This is a genomic window from Acinetobacter vivianii (genome assembly GCF_014635885.1).
GTDB classification, from domain to species: Bacteria; Pseudomonadota; Gammaproteobacteria; order Pseudomonadales; family Moraxellaceae; genus Acinetobacter; species Acinetobacter vivianii.
The window spans coordinates 35,973-58,106 of record NZ_BMDR01000013.1; the positions used below are offsets into that span (position 1 = coordinate 35,973).

Annotated in this window: 19 protein-coding genes; 10 read left to right on the forward strand and 9 right to left on the reverse strand. The window is 41.9% G+C overall.

The genetic code is table 11. From position 1 onward, the window contains the following. Positions 1-16: 16 nt before the first annotated feature. From yidC to rpmH, 4 genes are read right to left on the reverse strand one after another with little or no spacing between them, the layout of a single operon-like run. Positions 17-1,774 carry a membrane protein insertase YidC gene (gene yidC / locus IEV36_RS17875; RefSeq protein ID WP_005260347.1) on the reverse strand — a complete coding sequence of 586 codons (1,758 nt, stop codon included), beginning with the start codon at positions 1,772-1,774 and terminating at the stop codon, positions 17-19. A gap of 5 nt (positions 1,775-1,779) precedes the next feature. Continuing rightward, a complete protein-coding gene (gene yidD / locus IEV36_RS17880) occupies positions 1,780-2,100 on the reverse strand; it encodes a membrane protein insertion efficiency factor YidD (RefSeq protein WP_004660550.1) in 321 nt (106 codons plus the stop codon). A gap of 9 nt (positions 2,101-2,109) precedes the next feature. Next, a complete protein-coding gene (rnpA, locus tag IEV36_RS17885; protein ID WP_005260345.1) occupies positions 2,110-2,505 on the reverse strand; it encodes a ribonuclease P protein component in 396 nt (131 codons plus the stop codon). A gap of 27 nt (positions 2,506-2,532) precedes the next feature. Beyond that, positions 2,533-2,667, reverse strand: a complete 135-nt coding sequence (gene rpmH / locus IEV36_RS17890; RefSeq protein WP_000831329.1) for a 50S ribosomal protein L34 — start codon at positions 2,665-2,667, stop codon at positions 2,533-2,535. Positions 2,668-3,334: 667 nt separating this feature from the next. Here rpmH and dnaA point away from each other — a divergent pair. From dnaA to gyrB, 4 genes are all read left to right on the forward strand, one after another. Next, positions 3,335-4,738 (forward strand): chromosomal replication initiator protein DnaA, encoded by a 1,404-nt coding sequence (gene dnaA, locus IEV36_RS17895; RefSeq protein ID WP_004776496.1) that lies wholly within the window; start codon positions 3,335-3,337, stop codon positions 4,736-4,738. A 112-nt stretch (positions 4,739-4,850) separates the two neighbouring features. Further along, positions 4,851-5,999, forward strand: coding sequence for a DNA polymerase III subunit beta (dnaN, locus tag IEV36_RS17900; RefSeq protein ID WP_005228168.1), 1,149 nt, complete (start codon positions 4,851-4,853; stop codon positions 5,997-5,999). A gap of 28 nt (positions 6,000-6,027) precedes the next feature. Further along, complete coding sequence (gene recF, locus IEV36_RS17905; protein ID WP_005260342.1) at positions 6,028-7,110, forward strand: DNA replication/repair protein RecF; 1,083 nt, start codon at positions 6,028-6,030, stop codon at positions 7,108-7,110. A 49-nt stretch (positions 7,111-7,159) separates the two neighbouring features. Then, complete coding sequence (gene gyrB, locus IEV36_RS17910) at positions 7,160-9,628, forward strand: DNA topoisomerase (ATP-hydrolyzing) subunit B (protein ID WP_005260341.1); 2,469 nt, start codon at positions 7,160-7,162, stop codon at positions 9,626-9,628. Positions 9,629-9,661: 33 nt separating this feature from the next. Here gyrB and IEV36_RS17915 read toward each other — a convergent pair whose 3' ends face one another. The 4 genes from IEV36_RS17915 to IEV36_RS17930 form a co-directional block, all read right to left on the reverse strand. After that, entirely contained in the window at positions 9,662-9,838 is a 177-nt protein-coding gene (locus tag IEV36_RS17915; RefSeq protein ID WP_005260339.1) for a hypothetical protein, read from the reverse strand. Further along, complete coding sequence (locus IEV36_RS17920; RefSeq protein WP_005260337.1) at positions 9,822-10,979, reverse strand: PepSY-associated TM helix domain-containing protein; 1,158 nt, start codon at positions 10,977-10,979, stop codon at positions 9,822-9,824. The genes IEV36_RS17915 and IEV36_RS17920 overlap by 17 nt, the downstream gene beginning before the upstream one ends. Positions 10,980-11,189: 210 nt before the next feature. Beyond that, entirely contained in the window at positions 11,190-11,747 is a 558-nt protein-coding gene (locus tag IEV36_RS17925; protein ID WP_004776506.1) for a VTT domain-containing protein, read from the reverse strand. Between the two features lie 339 nt (positions 11,748-12,086). After that, a complete protein-coding gene (locus IEV36_RS17930) occupies positions 12,087-14,015 on the reverse strand; it encodes an ATP-binding cassette domain-containing protein (protein WP_032864124.1) in 1,929 nt (642 codons plus the stop codon). Between the two features lie 211 nt (positions 14,016-14,226). Here IEV36_RS17930 and IEV36_RS17935 point away from each other — a divergent pair, with 211 nt between their 5' ends. The 5 genes from IEV36_RS17935 (at position 14,227) to erpA (ending at position 19,410) form a co-directional block, all read left to right on the forward strand. Next, positions 14,227-15,234: a putative solute-binding protein gene (locus tag IEV36_RS17935; protein ID WP_005260333.1), complete on the forward strand. Its 1,008-nt coding sequence runs from the start codon at positions 14,227-14,229 to the stop codon at positions 15,232-15,234. 210 nt (positions 15,235-15,444) lie between these two features. Further along, positions 15,445-16,446, forward strand: coding sequence for a putative solute-binding protein (locus IEV36_RS17940; RefSeq protein ID WP_005260331.1), 1,002 nt, complete (start codon positions 15,445-15,447; stop codon positions 16,444-16,446). A gap of 217 nt (positions 16,447-16,663) precedes the next feature. Next, positions 16,664-17,671, forward strand: a complete 1,008-nt coding sequence (locus IEV36_RS17945; RefSeq protein ID WP_004776514.1) for a putative solute-binding protein — start codon at positions 16,664-16,666, stop codon at positions 17,669-17,671. Positions 17,672-17,957: 286 nt separating this feature from the next. Next, the gene (locus IEV36_RS17950) at positions 17,958-18,962 is read left to right on the forward strand and encodes a putative solute-binding protein (RefSeq protein WP_004776516.1); all 1,005 of its coding nucleotides are present in this window, start codon (positions 17,958-17,960) and stop codon (positions 18,960-18,962) included. A gap of 112 nt (positions 18,963-19,074) precedes the next feature. Next, positions 19,075-19,410, forward strand: a complete 336-nt coding sequence (erpA, locus tag IEV36_RS17955; RefSeq protein WP_004776517.1) for an iron-sulfur cluster insertion protein ErpA — start codon at positions 19,075-19,077, stop codon at positions 19,408-19,410. 52 nt (positions 19,411-19,462) lie between these two features. On the opposite strand, the gene IEV36_RS17960 is transcribed toward erpA, so the two are convergent. Next, on the reverse strand, positions 19,463-20,596 hold the full coding sequence (locus tag IEV36_RS17960; protein ID WP_004776518.1) for an anhydro-N-acetylmuramic acid kinase: 1,134 nt from the start codon (positions 20,594-20,596) through the stop codon (positions 19,463-19,465). 61 nt (positions 20,597-20,657) lie between these two features. Here IEV36_RS17960 and tyrS point away from each other — a divergent pair, with 61 nt between their 5' ends. Continuing rightward, positions 20,658-21,890, forward strand: coding sequence for a tyrosine--tRNA ligase (gene tyrS / locus IEV36_RS17965; protein WP_009506246.1), 1,233 nt, complete (start codon positions 20,658-20,660; stop codon positions 21,888-21,890). Positions 21,891-22,134: the final 244 nt, after the last annotated feature.

Here is a 22,134-nt window from a genome sequence, read left to right on the forward strand (position 1 = left end):
CAGTAAAAGTTCGAACTTAAGAACTCGATTCAACCTTGTTGAGACGGTCTTTTTCGACACCTTTGTTAATAAACCATTGTTGCAAAATGGTAATACTGTTGTTGACGATCCAGTAAAGCACCAAACCAGCAGGGAAGAACAACATGAATACCGTAAACATGATTGGCATGATACGGAAAACTTTTGCCTGCATAGGATCAGTTGGTTGTGGATTCAACATTTGCTGAACGAACATGGTCACACCCATGATCAACGGCAAGATAAACCATGGATCCATTGCTGATAAGTCTTGAATCCAGCCTAACCATGGCGCATGACGAAGTTCAACCGATTCCATCAATACCCAGTACAAGGCCAAGAAAATCGGCATTTGTAACAATAACGGCAAGCAACCAGACAATGGATTGACTTGTTCACGCTTGTATAACGCCATCATTTCTTGAGAGAAACGCATACGGTCTTCACCAAATTCTTCTTTCATACGTTGCATTTCTGGTGCAATCACACGCATTTTCGCCATTGAGCGATAACTTTTTGAAGAAAGTGGCCATAAAATCAATTTTACCAAGATCGTCAATAAGATAATTGACCAACCCCAGTTCCCAATGATGTTATGGAAGAACTGTAAGCCCAAGAACAATAATTTCGCAATTGGCCATAACCAACCATAATCTACAGTTTGGTTTAAACCAGCAGCTAAATCTTTGAGTTCAGACTGAATTTTTGGACCAGAATAAAGTTGTGCATCCACTTCCATTGACGTACCAGCAGGTACATTGATCACTGGAGAGGTAAAGCCCATGATATTCATGTGATCAGCAGACTGGCGCGATTCCAGTTTAGCTACATACGGTTGACCATCAGCTTGGGTAAGTTTTAAATTCCCAGGAATCCACGCACTGACGAAATAATGCTGAACCATGGCAACCCAGCCGCCTTTGGCTTCAACATTCAATTTTTCATCATTAAAATTGCTGAATTTCAACTTGTTATAATGCGCGTCTGGCGTACCCCATGCGCCACCCAGATAAGTTCCAAGGGTAAAGATACCTTGAGAAGATTTACCTGGATCATCAGAATTATCACGCTTTAACTGACCAAACATTTGGCCTTGCCAGTTTTGCTGACTGCGGTTAACAACCTGATGTTTCACTGTAATTGGGTAATCACCTTGCGTGAAGGTGAACGACTTGATCACTTCCACACCTTCAGGTGTTTTAAATACCAATGGCACAGTCAACACTTGATGTGTCTTACCATCTTTTGCTGCAACGCTCTTCGCATCTGCCAACGTATATGTTGTTTTTTCAACATCATACATCGGGCGTCCGCTACGGCTGCTATCTGGTCCATTTAAACCAATTAAACCAGATTGAGCGACGTAAGTACGTTTCGCATCACTTTCCAGCATGACAAACGGCTTATCGCTGTCTTTGCTTTCATCATGGCTTAACAATTCAATACGAACAATATCACCACCTTTAGGATTGATCCAAAGATGATAAAGATCAGTTTGTACTGAAATCAGTTGCTGACTCACAGATGGTGTTTCTGTGGTTTGTGATGCAGTCACATTTGCTTGTGGCAAGTCTGAAGCCGCTGTTGCATTTTGAGCATTTGGCAAATCTGCAGATACATCATGTGCAGTGACAACCGCCGCTTGTTGTTGCGGTGCTGGTGCAGCATGACCATAGTCTTTTTGCCAAGCCAAAATAAGCAAATATGCGGTAACAAACATGGCTCCAAGAATTGCAAATCTGGCCCATTGTTGCATATCTATTATCCCAAATGATTAGAGAGATTTTGCTTGAATAAACGATCACGAAAGGGTACAGCAACGTGATGCATTTGAGAATCTATTTGATGAAACGAAATAAAACGAAGTGCTTTGCGGGGGACTGGATCATAGCCTGAACCACCCCAAGGATGACAACGGCAAATTCGCTTAGTCGATAGCCATACACCTTTGACCGCCCCATGCGTTTGTAAAGCTTCAATTGCATATTGCGAGCAAGTGGGAATATAGCGACAACGAGGACCCAATAATGGACTAATTGCAATTTGGTAACATCTTATCAACCAATGAAGTAAACGTACCATTGGAGATCTCTAATTTTGGAGGGATGTCACAACGACTTTGGAATGCTTCTTTGCTAAGCGTTGTAATTTTTGCCAAGCAAAATCTAATTGTTGATGTAATTCTTCATTTGAGATTGCTTCTATACCTATTTTAGGCATCACCACAATATCGATATCAGCATTAAATTGCGCTTGATGTAAACGGAAGCTCTCCCGAGCAAGACGTTTTATTCGATTTCGTTCATGAGCACGACGTACCTTTTTTTTAGCAACGACAATACCCAAACGGCTGTTAGGCTGTTCGGTTAATTTTGCTAAAAAAAGGAAATGGGGCTGATGCACTTTAAAAAGCGCACCATCAAATACACTTTTATAATCAGCAGCACAACGAATACGAGATTCAGTACTGAAACTGTAAAGTGTCATCACCCAAGTCTGGTCAGCTTAACAGTATTAAACAGTTAAGCTATGACGACCTTTTGCACGACGACGAGCTAAAACTTGACGACCTGCTTTAGTAGCCATACGAGCGCGGAAACCATGAACGCGTTTACGCTTTAATTCAGATGGTTGGAAAGTACGTTTCATTTCGAAACTCCAAAATGATCTTTCTATAAAGGTCCGCGATTTTATTGTGCAATGTTTACGCTGTCAATGAAAAATCAAAAACTTTACATTTTGTTTGTTCTGTTTTGAAGCAATACGCCTACGCGTAGAGAAGTACTTTTATTGAAAACAAAAAATATACACAAGCTATCTCTTTATATTATATCAACATTCAGCTATATTCACAGCTTAATACCACAGTTATCAACAATTCTATTTCTAATTTAAATTTAATTCTTGGATTTTGAATTTAAATTTCGATATGCTCGTTTATCCACAATTTGGTCGAACCCTATAAGTAAATTCAAATTTTAAAATTTAAATTTATTCTTATTAGGGTGGATTTATTCTGTGGAAAGTGACGTTTTTCTATAAATAAACAAATAGTTACTTTGTGGATAACCATGTTTTTATCAATTTTATAGATTGTGGATAACTTGATGGTTAAAATTATCCACAGCTTGTGCAAAAAGTTATACACAAGTGGTTTTGAATTTAAATTTATAAACGACTGCTTTCTTTTTCAGCAAAAGTCCCATAAATTGGCCTGACAGATGTGGATAACTTGGTTAGAATGGCGACCCCTTCGAAAGATGGGGCTGGTGATTTTTATTTTTTGAATTTAAAAATGGATATATAGGGGATGCACATGCTCTGGACAGACTGCTTAACTCGCTTGCGACAAGAGCTATCTGATAACGTCTTTGCGATGTGGATTCGTCCTTTAGTTGCCGAAGAGGTTGATGGTGTGATGCGTTTATACGCACCGAACCCTTATTGGACACGTTATATTCAAGATAACCATTTAGAATTGATTTCAATTCTTGCTGAACAACTGTCTGAAGGCCGCGTACGTCAGGTTGAGATTTTGGTCGACTCTCGTCCAGGTACCATTTTGTCTTCTAACGAACAACCAGCAACCACAACTGCAGCTTTAAGTAGTGCACCGACAGTGACCGCCGTGCCTGTTAAAGCCAAAAAAGAATCTGATTTGGTTCAACCCAGTCAAAATGTCACTAAAATACCGAAGAAAAGACAACTCAATCCGTTATTTACATTTTCTTTGTTTGTTGAAGGCCGTTCTAACCAGATGGCTGCTGAGACTTGTCGTAAGGTATTAACCCAATTAGGCGCATCTCAGCACAATCCTTTATTTTTGTATGGCCCAACAGGCTTGGGTAAAACACATTTAATGCAAGCGGTAGGGAATGCGCTGTTACAAGCCAAACCCAATGCACGTGTGATGTACATGACCTCGGAAAGTTTTGTACAAGACTTTGTCAGTTCATTACAGAAAGGTAAGGTTGAAGAGTTTAAGAAAAATTGTCGTTCTTTAGATTTACTCTTGGTCGATGATATTCATTTACTTGCTGGTAAAGAAGCAAGTCTTGTTGAATTCTTTTATACTTTCAATGCTTTACTAGATGAATCTAAGCAAATTATTTTAACTTCAGACCGTTATCCAAAAGAACTTACCGAACTAGATCCACGTCTGGTTTCTCGATTCTCTTGGGGACTATCAGTTGGTGTTGAGCCACCAGACATTGAAACCCGTATCGAAATTTTGCTGAAAAAAGCCGAAAATAGTGGTGTAGATTTACCTCGCAACTGTGCTTTGTTTATTGCGCAACAAGTGGTCGCAAACGTTCGTGAGCTTGAAGGTGCATTGAACAAAGTTGTGGCAATTTCACGATTTAAAGGTACAGCCATTGATCTGGATGTGGTGAGAGAGTCATTAAAAGACGTTCTGGCGATCCGTGCCCGTACCATTAGTGTGGAAAACATCCAGCGTGTGGTGAGTGAATACTTCCGAATTCCGTTAAAAGAACTGATTGGGCCAAAACGTACCCGTATTTACGCAAGACCACGTCAATTGGCGATGGGATTGGCGCGTGAATTAACAGGAGATAGTTTTCCCGAAATCGGAATGGCCTTTGGTGGGCGAGATCACAGTACCGTGATGCATGCCTGCGAAAAGGTGGTCAGCTTGCGTGAAGAAGATCCGATTTTTAATGAAGATTATAAAAACTTACTTCGTTTATTACAAAGTTAGGTCTGAGCATAATCTCGGCTGACTCTATTTTCATGGTTGCAAACTGCTTTTAAGTGCAGCATAGTACACTGCTAACATTCATATCGGCTTCTGTTGTAAGAGGAATAAAATCGTGCGTTTGAAAATCGCTAAAGAAAGTTTACTCAATGTTTTATCACATGTAGTCGGGGCTGTAGAGCGTCGTCATACTTTGAATATTCTTTCAAATGTTAAAATTCAAACCACTCAACAGGCCTTAACTATTACGGGTTCTGATTTAGAAGTTGAACTGGTTGCAAGCACAACGTTAGCTGAAGGTGCTTGTCTGGAAGCAGGGGAGACCACCGTTCCTGCACGTAAATTAGTCGAAATTTGTAAATCTCTTCCTACAGCAGCCTTGATTGACTTACAAATTACAGAAGATCAGCGTTGTATTTTGAAATCGGGTAACAGCCGCTTTGTGTTGGGTACGCTTCCAGCTGATGATTATCCTTTACTCACCACTGAAAATAGTCAGGGCACACAAGTTCAGGTGACTCAGCGCGAATTAAAACGTTTATTTGAAAAAACTGCCTTTGCAATGGCGGTACAGGATGTACGTTTCTATTTGACAGGTACATTGCTGGAAATTGATCAAAATCAATTACGTACCGTAACAACAGACGGTCACCGTTTAGCATTATGCGAAGTATTGGCGTCATCAACTGCTGCTGCACCGATTCAGGCAATTGTGCCTCGTAAAGCAGTGGGTGAATTGCAGCGTTTGTTGAGCATTGAAGATGAGCAACTTACCTTGTTAATTGGTCGTGAATTGTTGAATGTCACGATTAATACGCCAAGCCGTGATAAAGAGCAGGGTGATATTACTGTTCGTTTCACCACCAAATTGATTGACGGTAAATTCCCTGATTATCGCCGTGTTATCCCGAAAGGTGGTGATAAGCATGTCTTTATTGCGCATGATGTATTTAAACAGTCTTTACAACGTGTCGCGATTTTAAGTAATGAAAAATTACGTGGCGTGTTCCTGAATTTTAATCAGGATTCGTTGCAACTCCGTGCTAATAACCCAGAGCAAGATGAAGCGGTTGAAGATATTGCAATTCAATATCAGGATGCCCCACTAGAAATGTCATTCAATGCGCAATATATCCTTGATGTATTGAGTGTGTTGGATGGTGATGATGTGAGAATGAGCATGACTGAAGCAAACCAGTCGGTACTTGTCCAAGATCCAGCGCATCCAGACCAGACTTACGTTGTTATGCCGATGCGTGTGTAATTGGCATTGATGATTTGAGTTTTTAAGCATGCAAATCACGCGTTTAAATATCGAACGTGTACGTAATCTAAAGGCGGTTGCACTCAATGAGTTGCAACCGTTTAATATTTTTTACGGGTCTAATGGTTCTGGAAAGACATCGATTCTGGAATCCATTCATTTATTGGCCACAGGTCGCTCATTTCGCACCCATATTCCAAAACATTACATCCAGTACGAGGCGGATGATGCGATTGTATTCGCACAGTCGGCGAGTGAACGGATTGGTATGCAAAAGCTGGCTTCGGGTGAGCAACTGATCAAGGTCAATGGAGATACCATTGCCACTCAAGGGCAACTGGCAAAACTTTTGCCCTTACAGCATATTGATCCGCAAAGTACCGATATTATTGATCATGGCGCCAAACCAAGACGACAATTGCTGGACTGGTTGATGTTCCACGTGGAACCTGAGTTCTATTTTGCTTGGCAGTACTATTCTCGCGCATTAAAACAGCGTAATAGCTTATTAAAAACACGGCGTAACCTGAGTCTGGCGGATTTAGAGCCGTGGAACAAAATGCTGAGCGATTATGGCGAAATTTTGCACTCGCAACGGGTCGGTATCGTGGAGCAATGGAACCAGTTTTTTCAGGAAGACTTGCAGCAACTTTTGCCAAATCTTGAAATTGAACTGGAATATCATGCCGGTTTTCATACCGAACAAGGTCTGTTGCAAGACCTGATTCAACAGCATCAAAGGGACCAGGAACGGCGTTATACCGAGTATGGTCCACATCGTGCAGATTTACGCTTGAAAACCCCGTACGGCAACGCAGATGACGTGTTATCGCGTGGGCAAAAAAAGTTGTTAATCATGGCATTAAAACTGTCACAAATTGCAATGCTGCATGCGAGTAACAAGGAAACTGTGGTATTATTAGATGATCTGACAGCAGAGTTAGATTTAGCTGCACAACAACGTTTAATTGAGCGATTGAGTCAGTTAGGAAGTCAGGTTTTTATGACGACCTTAGACCATACGTCGGTATTAAAACACTTACATGATTTGTCGATTTCCTTTCAATTGTTTCACGTTGTCCAAGGCCAAGTCAGTCTTGCTGCGCCATAATTTTATTTCCTCATCTTTGGATAGATTAGATATTTACTAGGGAGTAACCATGAGTTCAGAGTCTCAATCAGTCTCTCAAACAGAACAAACAAATGAAAAGGCTTATGATTCCTCTAGTATTAAAGTATTACGTGGATTAGACGCGGTTCGTAAACGTCCTGGCATGTATATCGGTGACACCGATGACGGTACAGGTTTGCACCACATGGTGTTTGAGGTGGTGGATAATGCCATCGATGAAGCTTTAGCGGGTCATTGTGACGAGATTTTAGTGACGATTCATGAAGATGAGTCAGTCAGTGTGTCTGATAATGGTCGTGGTATTCCAACCGATATTCACCCTGAAGAAGGGGTTTCTGCAGCAGAAGTTATTCTGACCATTCTACATGCGGGCGGTAAGTTCGATGACAACAGCTATAAAGTATCGGGCGGTTTACACGGTGTAGGTGTTTCGGTTGTAAATGCGCTTTCTAAGAAATTGCATTTGACCATTCAACGTGCAGGTAAAATCCATGAGCAGGAATATGCACATGGTGATCCTCAATATCCATTGAAAGTTGTGGGCGAAACTGACCAATCAGGTACAACAGTTCGTTTCTGGCCAAGTGAATTGACCTTTAGCCAAACCATTTTCAGTGTTGATATCTTGGCACGTCGTTTAAGAGAACTTTCATTCCTGAATGCGGGTGTACGTATCGTATTGCGTGATGAGCGCGTTAATCTTGAGCACGTTTACGATTATGAAGGTGGTTTATCCGAGTTCGTTAAATATATTAATGAAGGTAAAACCCATCTCAACGATATTTTCCATTTCACCACAGATGCAGACAACGGCATTGGCGTTGAAGTGGCATTGCAGTGGAATGACAGCTATCAAGAGAATGTTCGTTGCTTTACCAACAATATTCCGCAAAAAGATGGCGGTACTCACCTTGCAGGTTTCCGTGCAGCATTGACCCGTGGCTTAAACAGCTACATGGAAAATGAAAGTTTACTGAAAAAAGAAAAAGTTGCCGTGACTGGTGATGATGCGCGTGAAGGCTTAACTGCCATCATTTCAGTGAAAGTGCCTGATCCAAAATTCTCTTCACAAACCAAAGAAAAACTGGTGTCGAGTGAAGTGAAACCTGCGGTCGAGCAGGCGATGAACAAAGAGTTCTCGGCTTATTTGCTTGAAAACCCGCAAGCTGCGAAATCGATCGCTGGCAAGATTATTGATGCAGCACGTGCGCGTGATGCTGCTCGTAAAGCACGTGAAATGACACGTCGTAAGAGCGCTTTAGACATCGCTGGTTTACCAGGTAAATTGGCAGACTGTCAGGAAAAAGATCCAGCATTGTCTGAACTTTATCTGGTCGAGGGTGACTCTGCGGGCGGTAGTGCGAAACAAGGTCGTAACCGTAAGATGCAGGCTATTTTACCGTTGAAAGGTAAGATTCTGAACGTTGAACGTGCGCGCTTTGACAAGATGATTTCCAGTCAGGAAGTGGGAACTTTAATTACCGCTTTGGGCTGTGGTATCGGACGTGAAGAATACAACCCAGACAAATTACGTTATCACAAAATCATTATCATGACCGATGCGGACGTGGATGGTTCACATATTCGTACTTTGTTATTGACCTTCTTCTTCCGTCAAATGCCAGAATTGGTTGAACGTGGATATATTTATATTGCACAGCCACCATTGTATAAGTTGAAGAAAGGCAAGCAAGAACAGTACATCAAAGATAATGATGCACTTGAAACTTACCTGATCTCAAACGCGATTGATGAACTTGCATTACATGTGAGCGCTGAAGCACCTGCGATTAATGGTTCTGCATTGGCAAGTGTGATTGCTGATTATCAGGTATCGCAAAAGAGTTTACAGCGCTTAACGCAACGTTATCCAGCAAGTTTACTGGATGGCTTACTTGAGCTGGATGCATTCAAAGCAGATCATAACCATGAACGTGACTATGTTGAATCATGGGCTGAGCAATTACGTGTTGCAATTGAAAAGTTACAACCTAGCTTGCGTCCTGAAATTAGCTTGGAAGCGTTTGAGCGTGAAAATGCGCAAGGTGAGAAATCAGCGCATTATTGGCCACGTGTAACGGTCTATGTGCATAACTTACCGCATTCGTATTTACTCGATGCTGGTCTGTTAAATTCTGCTGAATATGCACGTTTGCTGAAAAACTCGAAGAGCTGGTTCAGCTTGCTTGAGGATGGCGCTTATCTACAAAAAGGTGATCGCCGTATTCAAGTCAACAGCTTCCACCAAGTGTGGCAGCACATTTTACAAGACTCGCGCCGCGGTATGATGATCCAACGCTATAAAGGTCTGGGTGAGATGAACGCTGAGCAGCTTTGGGAAACCACGATGGACCCTGAAAACCGTAATATGTTACAGGTGACCATTGATGATGCGATCGAAGCAGATCGTATGTTCTCATGCTTGATGGGCGATGATGTCGAACCACGTCGTGCCTTCATTGAAGAAAATGCATTAAATGCAGATATTGATGCTTAATTAATTTAGGCATCAATAGCATGTAAAAAGAGCTTATCTTTTGCGTTGCTGTAAAAGATAAGCTCTCCATCCTGCGACTAAAACTGGAAGCAGGGTGATCATTAGAAAAATAATATCTGCAATACCGTCCATCAGCAGCATTCCAATAATCCCTAAAATACTGCATAAAGCCATTAGCCATAAGAAACCTGTCTTATTCCACAGTTGCATTGTTGGCTCCTTTTAAACTTTTTTGCTGACGTTTTGCCCACCATAGCCAAGCGCCATTCAGGGTAATAAATAAACTTAAAAGCGTACATAAGCTCCATAAAATCTTTAATGGCATACCGCCGTAATTACCGAAATGTAGAGGCTGAGAGAGCAAGATGGCTTTCAGATAGGTAGGGAGTTCTTCAACAGTATCGACTTGTCCTGTGGCTGCATTGACCAAGGCAACCTTCAGCATTTTTTCGTTTAGACCCTCATCGCCTTGCAGCAATACCATGTAATGTCCCTGAGTCGAATATTCAGTTTTAGGATAGAACACAGTGGTAGGGTGCCAGCCGACTTCACCTTTTTGTGCAGCAGCATAGATATCATCTATGCTTAGTGTCGGGCTAATTGGGCTGACATGATGATATTTGTCTTGAAGAGCTTTCAGTTCAGTCATTTGCCAGAAACCAATGGCAACCGTACCAAAACCGAGTAAAAAGCCTGTTAAGGTCACCACCAACGCCCAACCGAGTATGGCTGAACCGATTAAGTTATGTAAATCGAGTTGTAATAAACGCTGACCTTTGCCTGTTCGAATAATCCCAAAAAAGAATTTTTTCACATAAGGGGCGTAAACCACCAGCCCTGAAATTAGTGATAAGAACACTAGAAAGGCAATCAAGGCACCAATCAATTGTCCAATAAAACCTAAAAACCAGTTGGCATGCAGTTCCAGTAAGAAACCCGTTAAAGTATCCCGTTCACTTGGTTGCTGAATCAGCGTTGCAGAACCAATATCTGCAAATAGCCAACGCGCTTGCTCAAAACTCTGTTCTGGTTTTGCCATTCCGATCAGCAGTACACCCGGATGATGCTCAGGATCGTAGCCTGTACTGATAATGTGTTCATCAGGATAGGCATTTTGTGCTGTAGCTAATGAATCTGCCAGTGGGCGCTGTTGTTGTAAAGAGGAGTGAAGCGCCGTCGGTTCCACACCAAGCGCATGATCGATTTCTTCATGAAAGATCAAAATGATTCCCGTGATTGATAAAATCGTAAAGGGGAGCACAATCAATAAGCTGATCCAGCGGTGAATCCATAAATTGATGCGGAACCAGCGTGAATTGGTTTTCTTAGCTGAAGTGATTGCTTGCTTCATAACTGATTATTCCATGCTGAATGGATCATGGCTTCCCTGGATAATTTATATTTTACAAGCCGATTCTATTTTTATTGATAATTATTTTCATTATTATTTACTATTGTTTTTTACGTTCCACGTGAAACCTGACATAGAATAAATGGATTAAAAAAAAGCAGGAAAGACGAACTTTCCTGCTAGATCATACAATATGGTACTGAAAGGGGATTAACTTTCTACAAAATCACTGACCTGAATTAAGGCATGGCCAAACAGGTAACCTGCTGTCACCAGTACGCTGATCCAGAGTAAAGCTCCTAGAATGTTATACACAACAAAATGCGTGTAATTCATATTGCTCGAACCTGCTGCCAACGGTGCAAAAGAACGTGCAAAAGGAATAAAACGCGCCAATAAAATGGTTTTTCCACCATGTTTTAGGAAAAACACATTGGTTTTTTGTAGATATTCCTGCTTGATGAAGCGTGATTTCACATTAAAAATGCGGTCACCAAAATGACGGCCAATATGATAGTTCACCATATAGCCCAATGCCGCAGCAAAGAACAGCAAGCTGATCATATAGCCAAGATGCATTATTTCAACGACAGAACACAATGCACCTACCGTCAGCAATAAGCTATCACCGGGTAAGAAGAACATGAAAACAAAGGCTGTTTCTGAAAAAATAATTAAGAAGAGGATAAAATAGATCCATAAACCATATTCTTGAACCAAAATCGGCAGAATATGTTCAAAATTAAAAATAAAATCTAAAGAATTCATTCAGTTTGTATGATCCAAAATAGAGTACTCACCAAATTAAAGTACAAAAAAATGTGAAATGAATTTAACCCTCAGGATTCATTCGTCAGTTATAACATTACAACAATGGGAGCTGAGTATATCGAGCCTGAACCCAAAGCTCAATTTTCTACGAAAATTCCAGTTTTACCTTATCTTAAATTATCGACAGATTCATGACATTTTTCATGATATTCATAGTGTTTTTAGGTATCTGATCAATATTTTTACGTTTAATAAAAATCGTTTTTTATATTGAGAGAAGTGGCCTTAAAAGATGAGATCCATACCTGTTTTTGTTACAGATATGGATCACTCATGTTATTCAGCAAATGAGCTTTCGAGTTCTTCCAGCTCCATCATCAGCTCTAAAAGCTGTTCCTCAAATTGTTCCAGTTTCGCTTTTAGCTCATTTTGTTCATTCATGAGCTTCATCAAGTCATCTTTGCGGCTTGCTTCATACAATGTGCTATCTGCCAGCGCCTGTTCGATTTCTGCCAGACGAGGTTGCAGCTTTTCGATTTGAGCTTCAACTTTTTCAATATTTTTACGAATAGGGCGTGTCATTTCACGGCGGCGTGCTGCTTCTTTACGTTGAGCTTCTTTGTCGATCTTCACAGCTGGAGCTTGAGTGGACACGCTTTGTTGTTGCCCAGCGTTTTGTGCATTGATCTGTTGTTGACGTGCTTCACGCAACCATTTGGCATAATCTTGCAGATCACCTTCAAACTCGGTGCATTTACCTGCATGCACGAGCAGTAGATCATCACAGACACTGGCAATTAATTGACGTTCATGCGACACCAGTACCACAGCGCCTTCAAAATCTTGTAGTGCCATGGTCAAGGCATGGCGCATATCCAAATCTAAATGGTTGGTCGGTTCATCCAGAATCAGCACGTTTGGACGCTGCCATACGATTAAGGCCAATGCGAGACGCGCGCGTTCTCCACCAGAGAAGCTTTCACATGGGGTGTCCATACGTTCACCACTAAAGCCAAATCCACCTAGAAAGGCGCGTAAAGCAGCTTCACTGATCTTTTTGTCCGCAATACGGGCCAATTGCAGCATTGGGCTGGCATTGGCATCCAATGCGTCCATTTGGTGCTGGGCAAAATAACCAATATTGAGTAGTTCAGAAGCTTTACGTTCACCAGCAAGTAGAGGCAAATCCCCGACCAAAGTTTTGATCAGTGTTGATTTACCTGCGCCGTTCATTCCCAGTAAACCAATACGAGAACTTGGGGTGATTTGCAGGCGAATTTTTTCGGCAATCATTTTATCGCCGTAACCAATAGTTGCAGCATCTAAACTAAGCAATGGTGAACTCATTTTGGTGGGTTCACGGAAACTAAAGGTAAATGGTGTATCGACATGCGCAGGAGCAAGCTGTTGCATGCGTTCAAGTTGCTTGATACGGCTCTGTGCCTGACGGGCTTTGGTCGCTTTGGCCTTAAAGCGATCAATAAACTTTTGTAGATGGGCACGCGTTTCTTGCTGTTTCTCAAATGCTTGTTGTTGTTGCGCTAAACGTTCGCTACGGGTGGTTTCAAAGGTTGAATAGTTGCCCGTATATAGCGTCAGTTCCTGATTTTCGATATGCAGAATATGATCGGTAATTGCATCAAGGAAATCACGGTCATGCGAAATTAGAACCAGTGTACCTTCATACGCTTTCAGCCAGTCTTCTAACCACAAGATCGCATCTAAATCCAAGTGGTTGGTCGGTTCGTCCAGTAATAACAAGTCTGAACGACTCATTAAAGTACGTGCCAGGTTTAAGCGCATACGCCAGCCACCAGAGAAACTGGCAACGTTTAAACGGATTTGATGATCCAGAAAGCCTAAGCCAGCCATCAATTGTGCCGCTTTGGCTGGGGCTGCATAGCCGTGGATTTCATCAAAACGGCCATGAAGACGCGCTAACTCATCATTGCTGAGTTGATCAGGATGGGCTAATTTTTCTTGAATATCCCAATATTCCTCATCTCCAGAGAGGACAAAATCAATGGCAGGCATGTCCAGCGCTTTAATTTCTTGCGCCATGTGTGCCACTGTCCACACTGCTGGACGACTTAAATTGCCTTCATCTGCGCCCAATTCACCTAAAAATGCTGCAAATAAAGTTGATTTACCTGCTCCATTGACGCCAGTCAGACCAATTTTCCAGCCAGGATGAAGCTGCATTGAGGCTTTTTGGAACAGGACGCGCCCACCACGGCGTAATGAAACTTGGTCAAATTGGATCATGAGCATGCAAAATAGCGAATAGATAGCTGCATTTTAAGGTGATCACCCATGAATGCAAATTTTATATTGAAGATTAGACCAGACTTCACCATTTCACCCGCTTATCACAAAGTAGAGTAAATACTCTATTTTTGTGATGAAAATCAGATTATGATTTAAAATCTAGGAAAAACAACACATCACATGAAAAAGAATCAACTAGGACGGGGCAATGAAGAAGGGAATTCTGGCATTGGGGGCAATGCTGATACTGGCTGTAAATACACAGGCCAGTGCTGCAACTAAAATTTGTGTTTTTGATCTGATGGGAAAATCAGGCGAAGCGTACAAGGCCATGGAAGAATGGGCCTTAGCCGCGAGAGCTTGGCACGGCGAAATCAATCTGGTCAGCTATCAAAACGAGGCGATGGCTGAACATGATTTTGAACAAGGTCGCTGCGAGGGTGTGTATATGACCTCAATGCGTGCACGTGCCTATAACAAGTTTGCAGGCTCGGTAGATGCGATTGGCGCTGTGCCAAGCTATGCCATAGCACAAAAAGCGATTAGTTTTGCTTTGGATAAGCGTAATCAGCGCCGTTTAATCAGTCGGGTCGCAAATCAAAACTATGAAGTGGCGGGTATCTCGCAAATTGGTCTGGCCTATATCTTTGTCAAAGACAAAAGAATGAACACCATTGAACAAATCAGGGGCAAGAAATTTGCAGTCTTGGGCTATGACGAAGCCCAAAAAATTGTGGTGAGGAGTCTTGGTGGACAAGCTGTACTTTCTGATATTTCGGATATTGCCAAGAAATTTAATCAAGGGCAGGCCGATATTATGGCAGCGCCAGCCTATGCGTATAAACCACTGGAAATCTATAAAGGTTTAGGTAATGACGGTGCAATCATTACTTTTCCTGCGGTTAACATGACCATGGATCTGATTATTCGGCCTGAAAAGTTCACGACCAATTTTGGGCAAAACTCAAGACAGTGGTTTCTCAATCGTCTTAATACCAATTTTGCTTTAATCCAGCGAATCGAAGCGGAATTACCAGCCAAATACAAAATCAATCTGAGTCAGGAAGATAAAACACGTTATCAGCAAATTTTGCGTGAAGCACGGATCGATCTGACTAAACGTGGAATTTACGACGCCACCATGATGAACGTACTCAAACGGGCACGCTGTACAGTCGATCGTACTAATTTTGAATGTACCTTAGGCGGAGAATAACCAGAATCCATCATCTTGTGATGAACGAAGGGGTTTAATAGCCCCTTTGAAAGGATTTGGCTTAAATTGTCAAACTGTGATCAATAGTGTTAAAAGTGATGAAAACCCGACGTATGTATATAAAAGCACTATGCTTTTAGCCGAAAGCTGACTATATTGATCAGGCACTGATGGAAAATTGTGCAATATCGCGTAGAAAGGGAAAACAAGATGAAAAAAGGACTTTGGGCATTGGGTGCTACGGCTCTATTTGTCATGGCGACGCCTGCACAGGCAAAACAGGACATTTGCGTATTTGATTTATTGGGTAAGGCTGGGGAATCTTATAAGCTGGTCGAAGAATGGAAGCTTGCTGCCAAAACCTGGCAAGGTGACATTGAATTAATCCCTTATCAAGATGAAGAAAAAGCGGAAAAAGATTTTGATGCGGGCAAATGTGATGGCGTTTATATGACCTCCATGCGGGCCCGTAAATATAATAAATTTGCTGGTTCTGTTGACGCCGTCGGGGCAGTCACCAGTAATGCCATTGCACAGAAAGCAATTAGTTATGTGCTGGATAAACGTAATCAGCATCGTCTGACTGCGACAATGGATGGGGAAAAATTCGAAGTTGCTGGCATTATTCAGGTCGGTCTGGCCTACATTTTTGTGCGTGATAAAAAGATTGACACCATTGAAAAAGCCAAAGGCAAGAAATTCGCTTATTTACATTATGATCAGGCGCAAAAAGCGATTGTTGAAAGTATCGACTTGGTCGCTGTGCCCTCAGATATTTCAGACTTTGTGAAAAAGTTTAATAGTGGGCAAGTCGATGTCATTGCTGCACCTGCCTATGCCTATAAACCTTTGGAAATCAGTAAGGGACTGGTCAATGGCGCGCTATTTAATTTTCCGGTGGTCAATATTACTGGTGACCTGATTATTCGCCCAGAAAAATTCCCAGCAGGCTTCGGTCCCCAATCACGAAAATGGTTCGTCAATAAATTGCCGAGTAACTTTGCCATGGTGCAACGTTTAGAGGCGGGCATGAATGCGAAAAAAATTACGTTGACCAATGAAGATAAAACCCGTTATCAAAAAATGCTGCGTGATGGGCGTATGAATTTAACCAAGCAAGGCGTATATGACGCGAGTATGATGAATGTACTTAAACGTGCTCGCTGTACCGTTGAGCGGACTAACTTTGAGTGTACTTTGAGTGGTGAATAATAAGGAGTGCAGCAACTCAGAAACATAAATAGACAAATAATGATCAGCAGATATAATAAATTTGTCTATGAAAATAAGCAAAATGGATAAAATAGGACAAAAACTAAACAATATGGGTATAAAAATAGAGTAGAAGCTCTATTTTTTTTCAAAAAACATGATTAATATTTGCTTCGAACAAGGAGACAAACATAAAGTTTGTGAAAGGATGAAAACTATGAAAAAAATGGCACTTGCTCTTGCAGCAACTTCGATCCTAGGTGTATCTGCTTCTACTCAAGCAGCAATTGACGTATGTGTATTTGACTTACTAGGAAAGTCAGGCGAATCATACAAAATGATGCAAGATTGGGCGCTCGCAGCGAAAGGCTGGGGTGCAGATGTAAACCTTCTCGCGATCACGGATGAACAGGTTGCGGATAATAACTTTAAAGCGGGTAAATGTGCTGCTGTAGCAATGACAGCAATGCGTGCTCGTCCATATAACAAATTTGCGGGTTCTGTTGACTCGCTCGGTGGTGCACCAAGCAATGCAGTTGCACAACGTGCAATTACCTATGTTCTTGATGCACGTAATGCTGCAAAAATGACAACCAATTTAGGTGGTAACAAATACGAAGTCGCGGGTATCTCTCCGCTCGGTGCTGCTTACATTTTCGTACGTGACAAGAGCATTAACTCAATTGAAAAAGCAGCGGGTAAAAAATTCGCAGTATTGGGTTATGACGATGCGCAAAAAATCATGGTACAACGCGTAGGCGCGCAAGCGGTCCTTTCTGATATTTCTAACTTTGCTGCGAAATTCAACAATGGTCAGGTCGATATGGTTGGTGCGCCTGCTTATGCCTACAAACCATTAGAATTAAGCAAAGGTTTGGGCGCGAATGGTGCAATGTTTAACTTCCCAGTTCTACAAGTGACTGCGGATCTTGTGATTCGTCCAGAAAAATTCCCTGCTGGTTTTGGTCAAAAATCTCGTGACTACTTCGTGAAACAATTGCCAAAAGCATTTGCCATGATCAAGCGTTACGAGTCAGAGATTCCAGCAAAATACAAAATGAACTTAAGTGCTGAAGACAACTTAAAATACCAAAAACTGTTACGTGACGGTCGTATGGACTTAACCAAACGTGGTATTTACGATGCGGGCATGATGTCTGTATTGAAGAAAGCACGTTGTTCAGTAGATAAAGCAAACTTTGAATGTGCATTACCAGGTGAATAATCCTTAATTGCCATAAAGTGTACTTAAAGCCTAGATTATTCTAGGCTTTTTGTTTTTTTATCACTGTCATTTGAGTCATTGTGTTTAGATTGAAAGATCGTAATGATAGAAAGATATAAAAACCAAATGGAATCTTGAGAAATTGAAAATATGTTTTAATCAGGACGATTAAACATGACTGAATAAAAACATAGATTCATTTGAAAACCTGAATCAGGGTGTAGTGTGATTTTAAATTTTGGGTGTGGTGCAACAACAATCAGCATAGATGCAAAGGAAGAATAAAATGCAGTGGTTTAAAACATTAATACTTGCAACAGGTATCGCTGCGGTATCTGCCGGGACTCAAGCGAAACAAACAATTTGTGTATTCGACATCGTCGGGAAAAGCGGTGATGTCTATGCCTTAATGAAAGACTATCAACTGGCTGCAAAAAACTGGGGCGCAGATATTGAGCTTAAAGTGGGCACCAATGAGGCGGTCATTGCGGAAGACTTTAAAGCAGGTAAGTGTGATGGTGTCAGTATCACAGGCATGCGGGGACGTCAGTTTAACCAGTTTACAGGTTCATTGGATGCAATTGGAGCGATTACAGACCTTAAACTCGCTGTGAAAGTGATGCAGGGCTTGGCAAGTCCAACCTTTGCCAAAGCGATGGTGAATGGCAAATATGAAGTGGTTGGGGTGATTCCTGTCGGCGATGCCTACTTATTGGTAAATGACCGTAATATCAATACTGTTGCCAAAGCAGCAGGCAAGAAAATCGCTGTACTGGATTATGATGAAGCCCAAAAAATCATGGCTTCACAAGTCGGCGCACAAGCGGTCAGTTCAGATATTACCAACTTCGGTGCCAAATTTAATAATGGACAGGTCGATATCATTGGTGCGCCAGCGGCTGCATTTAAACCGTTGGAACTCTATAAGGGTTTAGGAACCAAAGGTGCGATTGTGAATTATCCAATCTTGCAAGTGACAGGTAACCTGATTATTCATCCTGATAAATTCCCGACAGGGTTTGGGCAGAAATCTCGTGAGTGGGTGAAGGCGCAACTGCCACGTGCTTTTGGCATTCTAGGGAAAATGAAAGCAGATATTCCTCAAAAATACTGGATGGAAGTGCCTGCTGCGGACAAGCCTGGCTATCAAAAACTGATGCGTGAAGCACGTATCAACCTGACTGCAAAAGGGATTTATGACAAGCGTATGATGAAATTATTATGGCAATTCCGTTGTCGTGAAGATGCCAAGAATTTTGAATGTGGCTTACAAGACGAGAACTATAAATAATCTTGTAAACGCACTTTAAAACTTCAAATACAGACCCGATATTGAGTATGCTATACTGAATATCGGGTCTTTTATTTATTAAAGACGTATTGAAGTCTGAGGAATATCCATCATGAACGCCCAAGCTCTAGAATTGTCAGATAATGCTGCCAACAAAGTTCGCCAACTACGCGAAAGTGAAGGGAATAACGACCTTATGTTACGCGTATATGTAACGGGTGGCGGATGTTCAGGTTTCTCTTACGGCTTTAACTTTGCTGAAAGCGTGAATGAAGATGATGCTGAATTCATGAATGGTGATGTTAAAATGCTTGTGGACTCACTGAGCTATCAATATCTGGTCGGCTCGGTTGTTGACTATCTTGAAGGACTGGAAGGTTCACGTTTTGTGGTGCAAAATCCAAATGCGACCACGACCTGTGGCTGTGGTTCATCTTTCTCGATTTAATAGATTCTTGTCATAAAAAAAGCTTCTCCAGTTGAGAAGCTTTTTTTATTGTTTATACCGCGGTGATAGTCCCTAAAATACGATCACCTGATGCACCTGTGACCGCAGGCAAGTTTCCACTCAACTGTTCCACGAATCGCATCGCGAGCCATGCAAACGCTGTTGCTTCTACCCACGTCGGTGCTAAGCCTAGTGCATCTGTGGTTTGCACAGACCAGTTATGTTTACGCAAGCGCCAGCGTAATTGTTCAAGTAAATGTGAATTATACGCACCACCACCACAGACATAGATTTCACCTGTCGGCATCGACTCTTTACTGCGATAAATGGCTTTTTTAATGGCGCGCGTGGTCAGCTTCATTAAGGTTGCCTGAACATTTTCGGGTGTGTCTTCTAGCTCGTCATAGCCTAGATCATTACGCCAGTCACTGAGCTGTTCATCTAGCCATTCCAGATTAAAGTCTTCACGACCCGTACTCTTAGGGGGTTCTTTGGCAAAAAACTCATGGCTTTGCAAACGATCTAGCAATGAGCGAATCGGATTACCATAGGCCGCCCAGTCGCCATTTTCATCATAAGGATGACCGGTATGGCGATGACACCAGCCATCCATCAAGATATTGGCAGGGCCTGTATCAAAGCCATAAACGCCGTCTGCATTGTTTGCAGGCAGCATACTGATATTGGCAATCCCACCTAAATTCAGGATCACACGATGAATACTGTCATGCTGAAATAAGGCTTGATGGAAAGCAGGAACTAAAGGTGCACCTTGTCCTCCTGCGGCCATATCGCGACGACGGAAATCAGACACTACAGGGAGTTGAGTGATTTCAGTGATGATATTCGGGTCACCAATTTGCAAAGTAAAACCATGTTCAGGACGATGGCGGATAGTTTGCCCATGTGAACCAATGGCTTTAATTTGCGTGCGGTCTAAATTATTTTTCTCGATCAATTCGTTGATGCCGCGCCCAATCATTTGTGCCAAAGCGACATCAGCTTTACCCATACGGTCAATTTCATTGTCATCAGGCAGTGTCAAAGCCATTAACTCATCACGTAATTCTGGCTCAAAAGGCACGGTTAGCGTGGCATGCAGCGTTAAAGGGTCGAATGAAGTTGCAACAATATCAACACCATCCATGCTCGTGCCTGTCATTACACCAATATAGATTGCGCTCATATACAACTTATCCTGCAAGATGCTGAAAAAATGTTAGTATATCGCACAAATTGAATAACTGATGTGTTTAGGTTTTGTGATGTCAAATTTCTTGCCAGCCGAAGAACAGCTTGCTCTCATTCAACGAGGCACGCACGAGATTATCTCTGAAGAAGATTTACTTAAAAAACTCAAAGAAAATCGTCCACTCCGTGTAAAAGCAGGCTTTGACCCTACGGCTCCTGATTTACACTTGGGACATACTGTTCTGATCAATAAATTAAAAACCTTTCAGGATTTGGGACATGAAGTTACTTTCCTGATTGGTGACTATACTGCAATGATTGGTGACCCAACAGGTAAGAGCGCGACGCGTCCGCCGTTGTCACAAGAGCAGGTCATTGCCAATGCAAAAACCTACCAAGAACAAGTTTTTAAAATTCTAGACCCAAATAAAACTAAAGTTCGTTTTAACTCAGAATGGTTTAGCCAAAAAACTGCTGCTGATTTAATTCAGTTGGCAAGCCAGCAAACTGTATCGCGTATGTTAGAACGTGATGACTTTACCAAGCGCTATAACAACCATCAGCCGATTGCGATTCATGAGTTCCTCTATCCATTGGTACAAGGCTATGACTCGATTGCGCTTGAAGCAGACGTCGAGTTAGGCGGAACAGACCAGACTTTTAACTTGTTGATGGGTCGTACCTTACAAGGTCGTTATGGTCAAGAATCACAAGTGTGTATCACTGTGCCAATTCTTGAAGGTTTAGATGGCGTCAATAAGATGTCTAAATCTTTAGGCAACTATATTGGCGTATTTGATACACCAGGTGCGATGTACCAAAAAATTCTGTCGATGCCAGATAGTCTGATTGAGCGCTACTTCGATCTACTCAGCTTTAAGTCACTCGATGAAATCAAGGTACTACTTGATGAGATGGCTGCGGGTCGAAATCCACAAGAGATCAAACGTATTTTAGCACTTGAGCTGGTTGAGCGTTTCCATGATGCAGAAGCAGCAGAAAATGCACATAAGAGTGCAGGGAACCGCGTAACTGAAGGTGAAGTGCCAGAAGATACACCTGAAGTAACGATTTCTCGTGGTGAGTTTGGTGGCGAGTTGTTTATTGCAACCATTCTTCGTGTTGCGGGTTTAAACCCGAATGCCGCTGCTGCAAAAGACGCCGTGGGTCGCGGTGCGGTTAAAGTCGACTGGAATGTGGTTGATATGAGCTACTCTGTAAAAGAAAACGTCACTTTAATCATTCAGTCAGGCAAAAAAGCGATTGCACGTGTGACTTTCACAGACTAAATCGAAATAAAAATAATAAAAAGCAGGCCCAGAGCCTGCTTTTTATACGTAAATAGATGATAAAAACAACGAAAACATCAGTTTTGTAGAAAAAAGAAACATGCAAAAGAAAATAATAAAAAACAGGGTTGCATCGGATCTGAAATGCTGTAGAATGCACATCCATCGGCGGTGATGCAGATAAAAACTTGTTGAGAAACAAGGATTTGGCTAAATAGGTTGGATTCTTGGGTTGGTTGATAAG

Coding starts and splice junctions, on each gene's coding strand:
- erpA (WP_004776517.1), top strand. CDS start 19,075: ATGAACGCCCAAGCTCTAGAATTGTCAGATAATGCTGCCAACAAAGTT.
- IEV36_RS17915 (WP_005260339.1), bottom strand. CDS start 9,838: ATGCAACTGTGGAATAAGACAGGTTTCTTATGGCTAATGGCTTTATGC.
- IEV36_RS17940 (WP_005260331.1), top strand. CDS start 15,445: ATGAAAAAAGGACTTTGGGCATTGGGTGCTACGGCTCTATTTGTCATG.
- gyrB (WP_005260341.1), top strand. CDS start 7,160: ATGAGTTCAGAGTCTCAATCAGTCTCTCAAACAGAACAAACAAATGAA.
- rpmH (WP_000831329.1), bottom strand. CDS start 2,667: ATGAAACGTACTTTCCAACCATCTGAATTAAAGCGTAAACGCGTTCAT.
- dnaA (WP_004776496.1), top strand. CDS start 3,335: ATGCTCTGGACAGACTGCTTAACTCGCTTGCGACAAGAGCTATCTGAT.
- yidD (WP_004660550.1), bottom strand. CDS start 2,100: ATGGTACGTTTACTTCATTGGTTGATAAGATGTTACCAAATTGCAATT.
- IEV36_RS17950 (WP_004776516.1), top strand. CDS start 17,958: ATGCAGTGGTTTAAAACATTAATACTTGCAACAGGTATCGCTGCGGTA.
- IEV36_RS17945 (WP_004776514.1), top strand. CDS start 16,664: ATGAAAAAAATGGCACTTGCTCTTGCAGCAACTTCGATCCTAGGTGTA.
- rnpA (WP_005260345.1), bottom strand. CDS start 2,505: ATGACACTTTACAGTTTCAGTACTGAATCTCGTATTCGTTGTGCTGCT.
- IEV36_RS17935 (WP_005260333.1), top strand. CDS start 14,227: ATGAAGAAGGGAATTCTGGCATTGGGGGCAATGCTGATACTGGCTGTA.
- yidC (WP_005260347.1), bottom strand. CDS start 1,774: ATGCAACAATGGGCCAGATTTGCAATTCTTGGAGCCATGTTTGTTACC.
- IEV36_RS17930 (WP_032864124.1), bottom strand. CDS start 14,015: ATGATCCAATTTGACCAAGTTTCATTACGCCGTGGTGGGCGCGTCCTG.
- recF (WP_005260342.1), top strand. CDS start 6,028: ATGCAAATCACGCGTTTAAATATCGAACGTGTACGTAATCTAAAGGCG.
- IEV36_RS17960 (WP_004776518.1), bottom strand. CDS start 20,596: ATGAGCGCAATCTATATTGGTGTAATGACAGGCACGAGCATGGATGGT.
- IEV36_RS17925 (WP_004776506.1), bottom strand. CDS start 11,747: ATGAATTCTTTAGATTTTATTTTTAATTTTGAACATATTCTGCCGATT.
- IEV36_RS17920 (WP_005260337.1), bottom strand. CDS start 10,979: ATGAAGCAAGCAATCACTTCAGCTAAGAAAACCAATTCACGCTGGTTC.
- tyrS (WP_009506246.1), top strand. CDS start 20,658: ATGTGTTTAGGTTTTGTGATGTCAAATTTCTTGCCAGCCGAAGAACAG.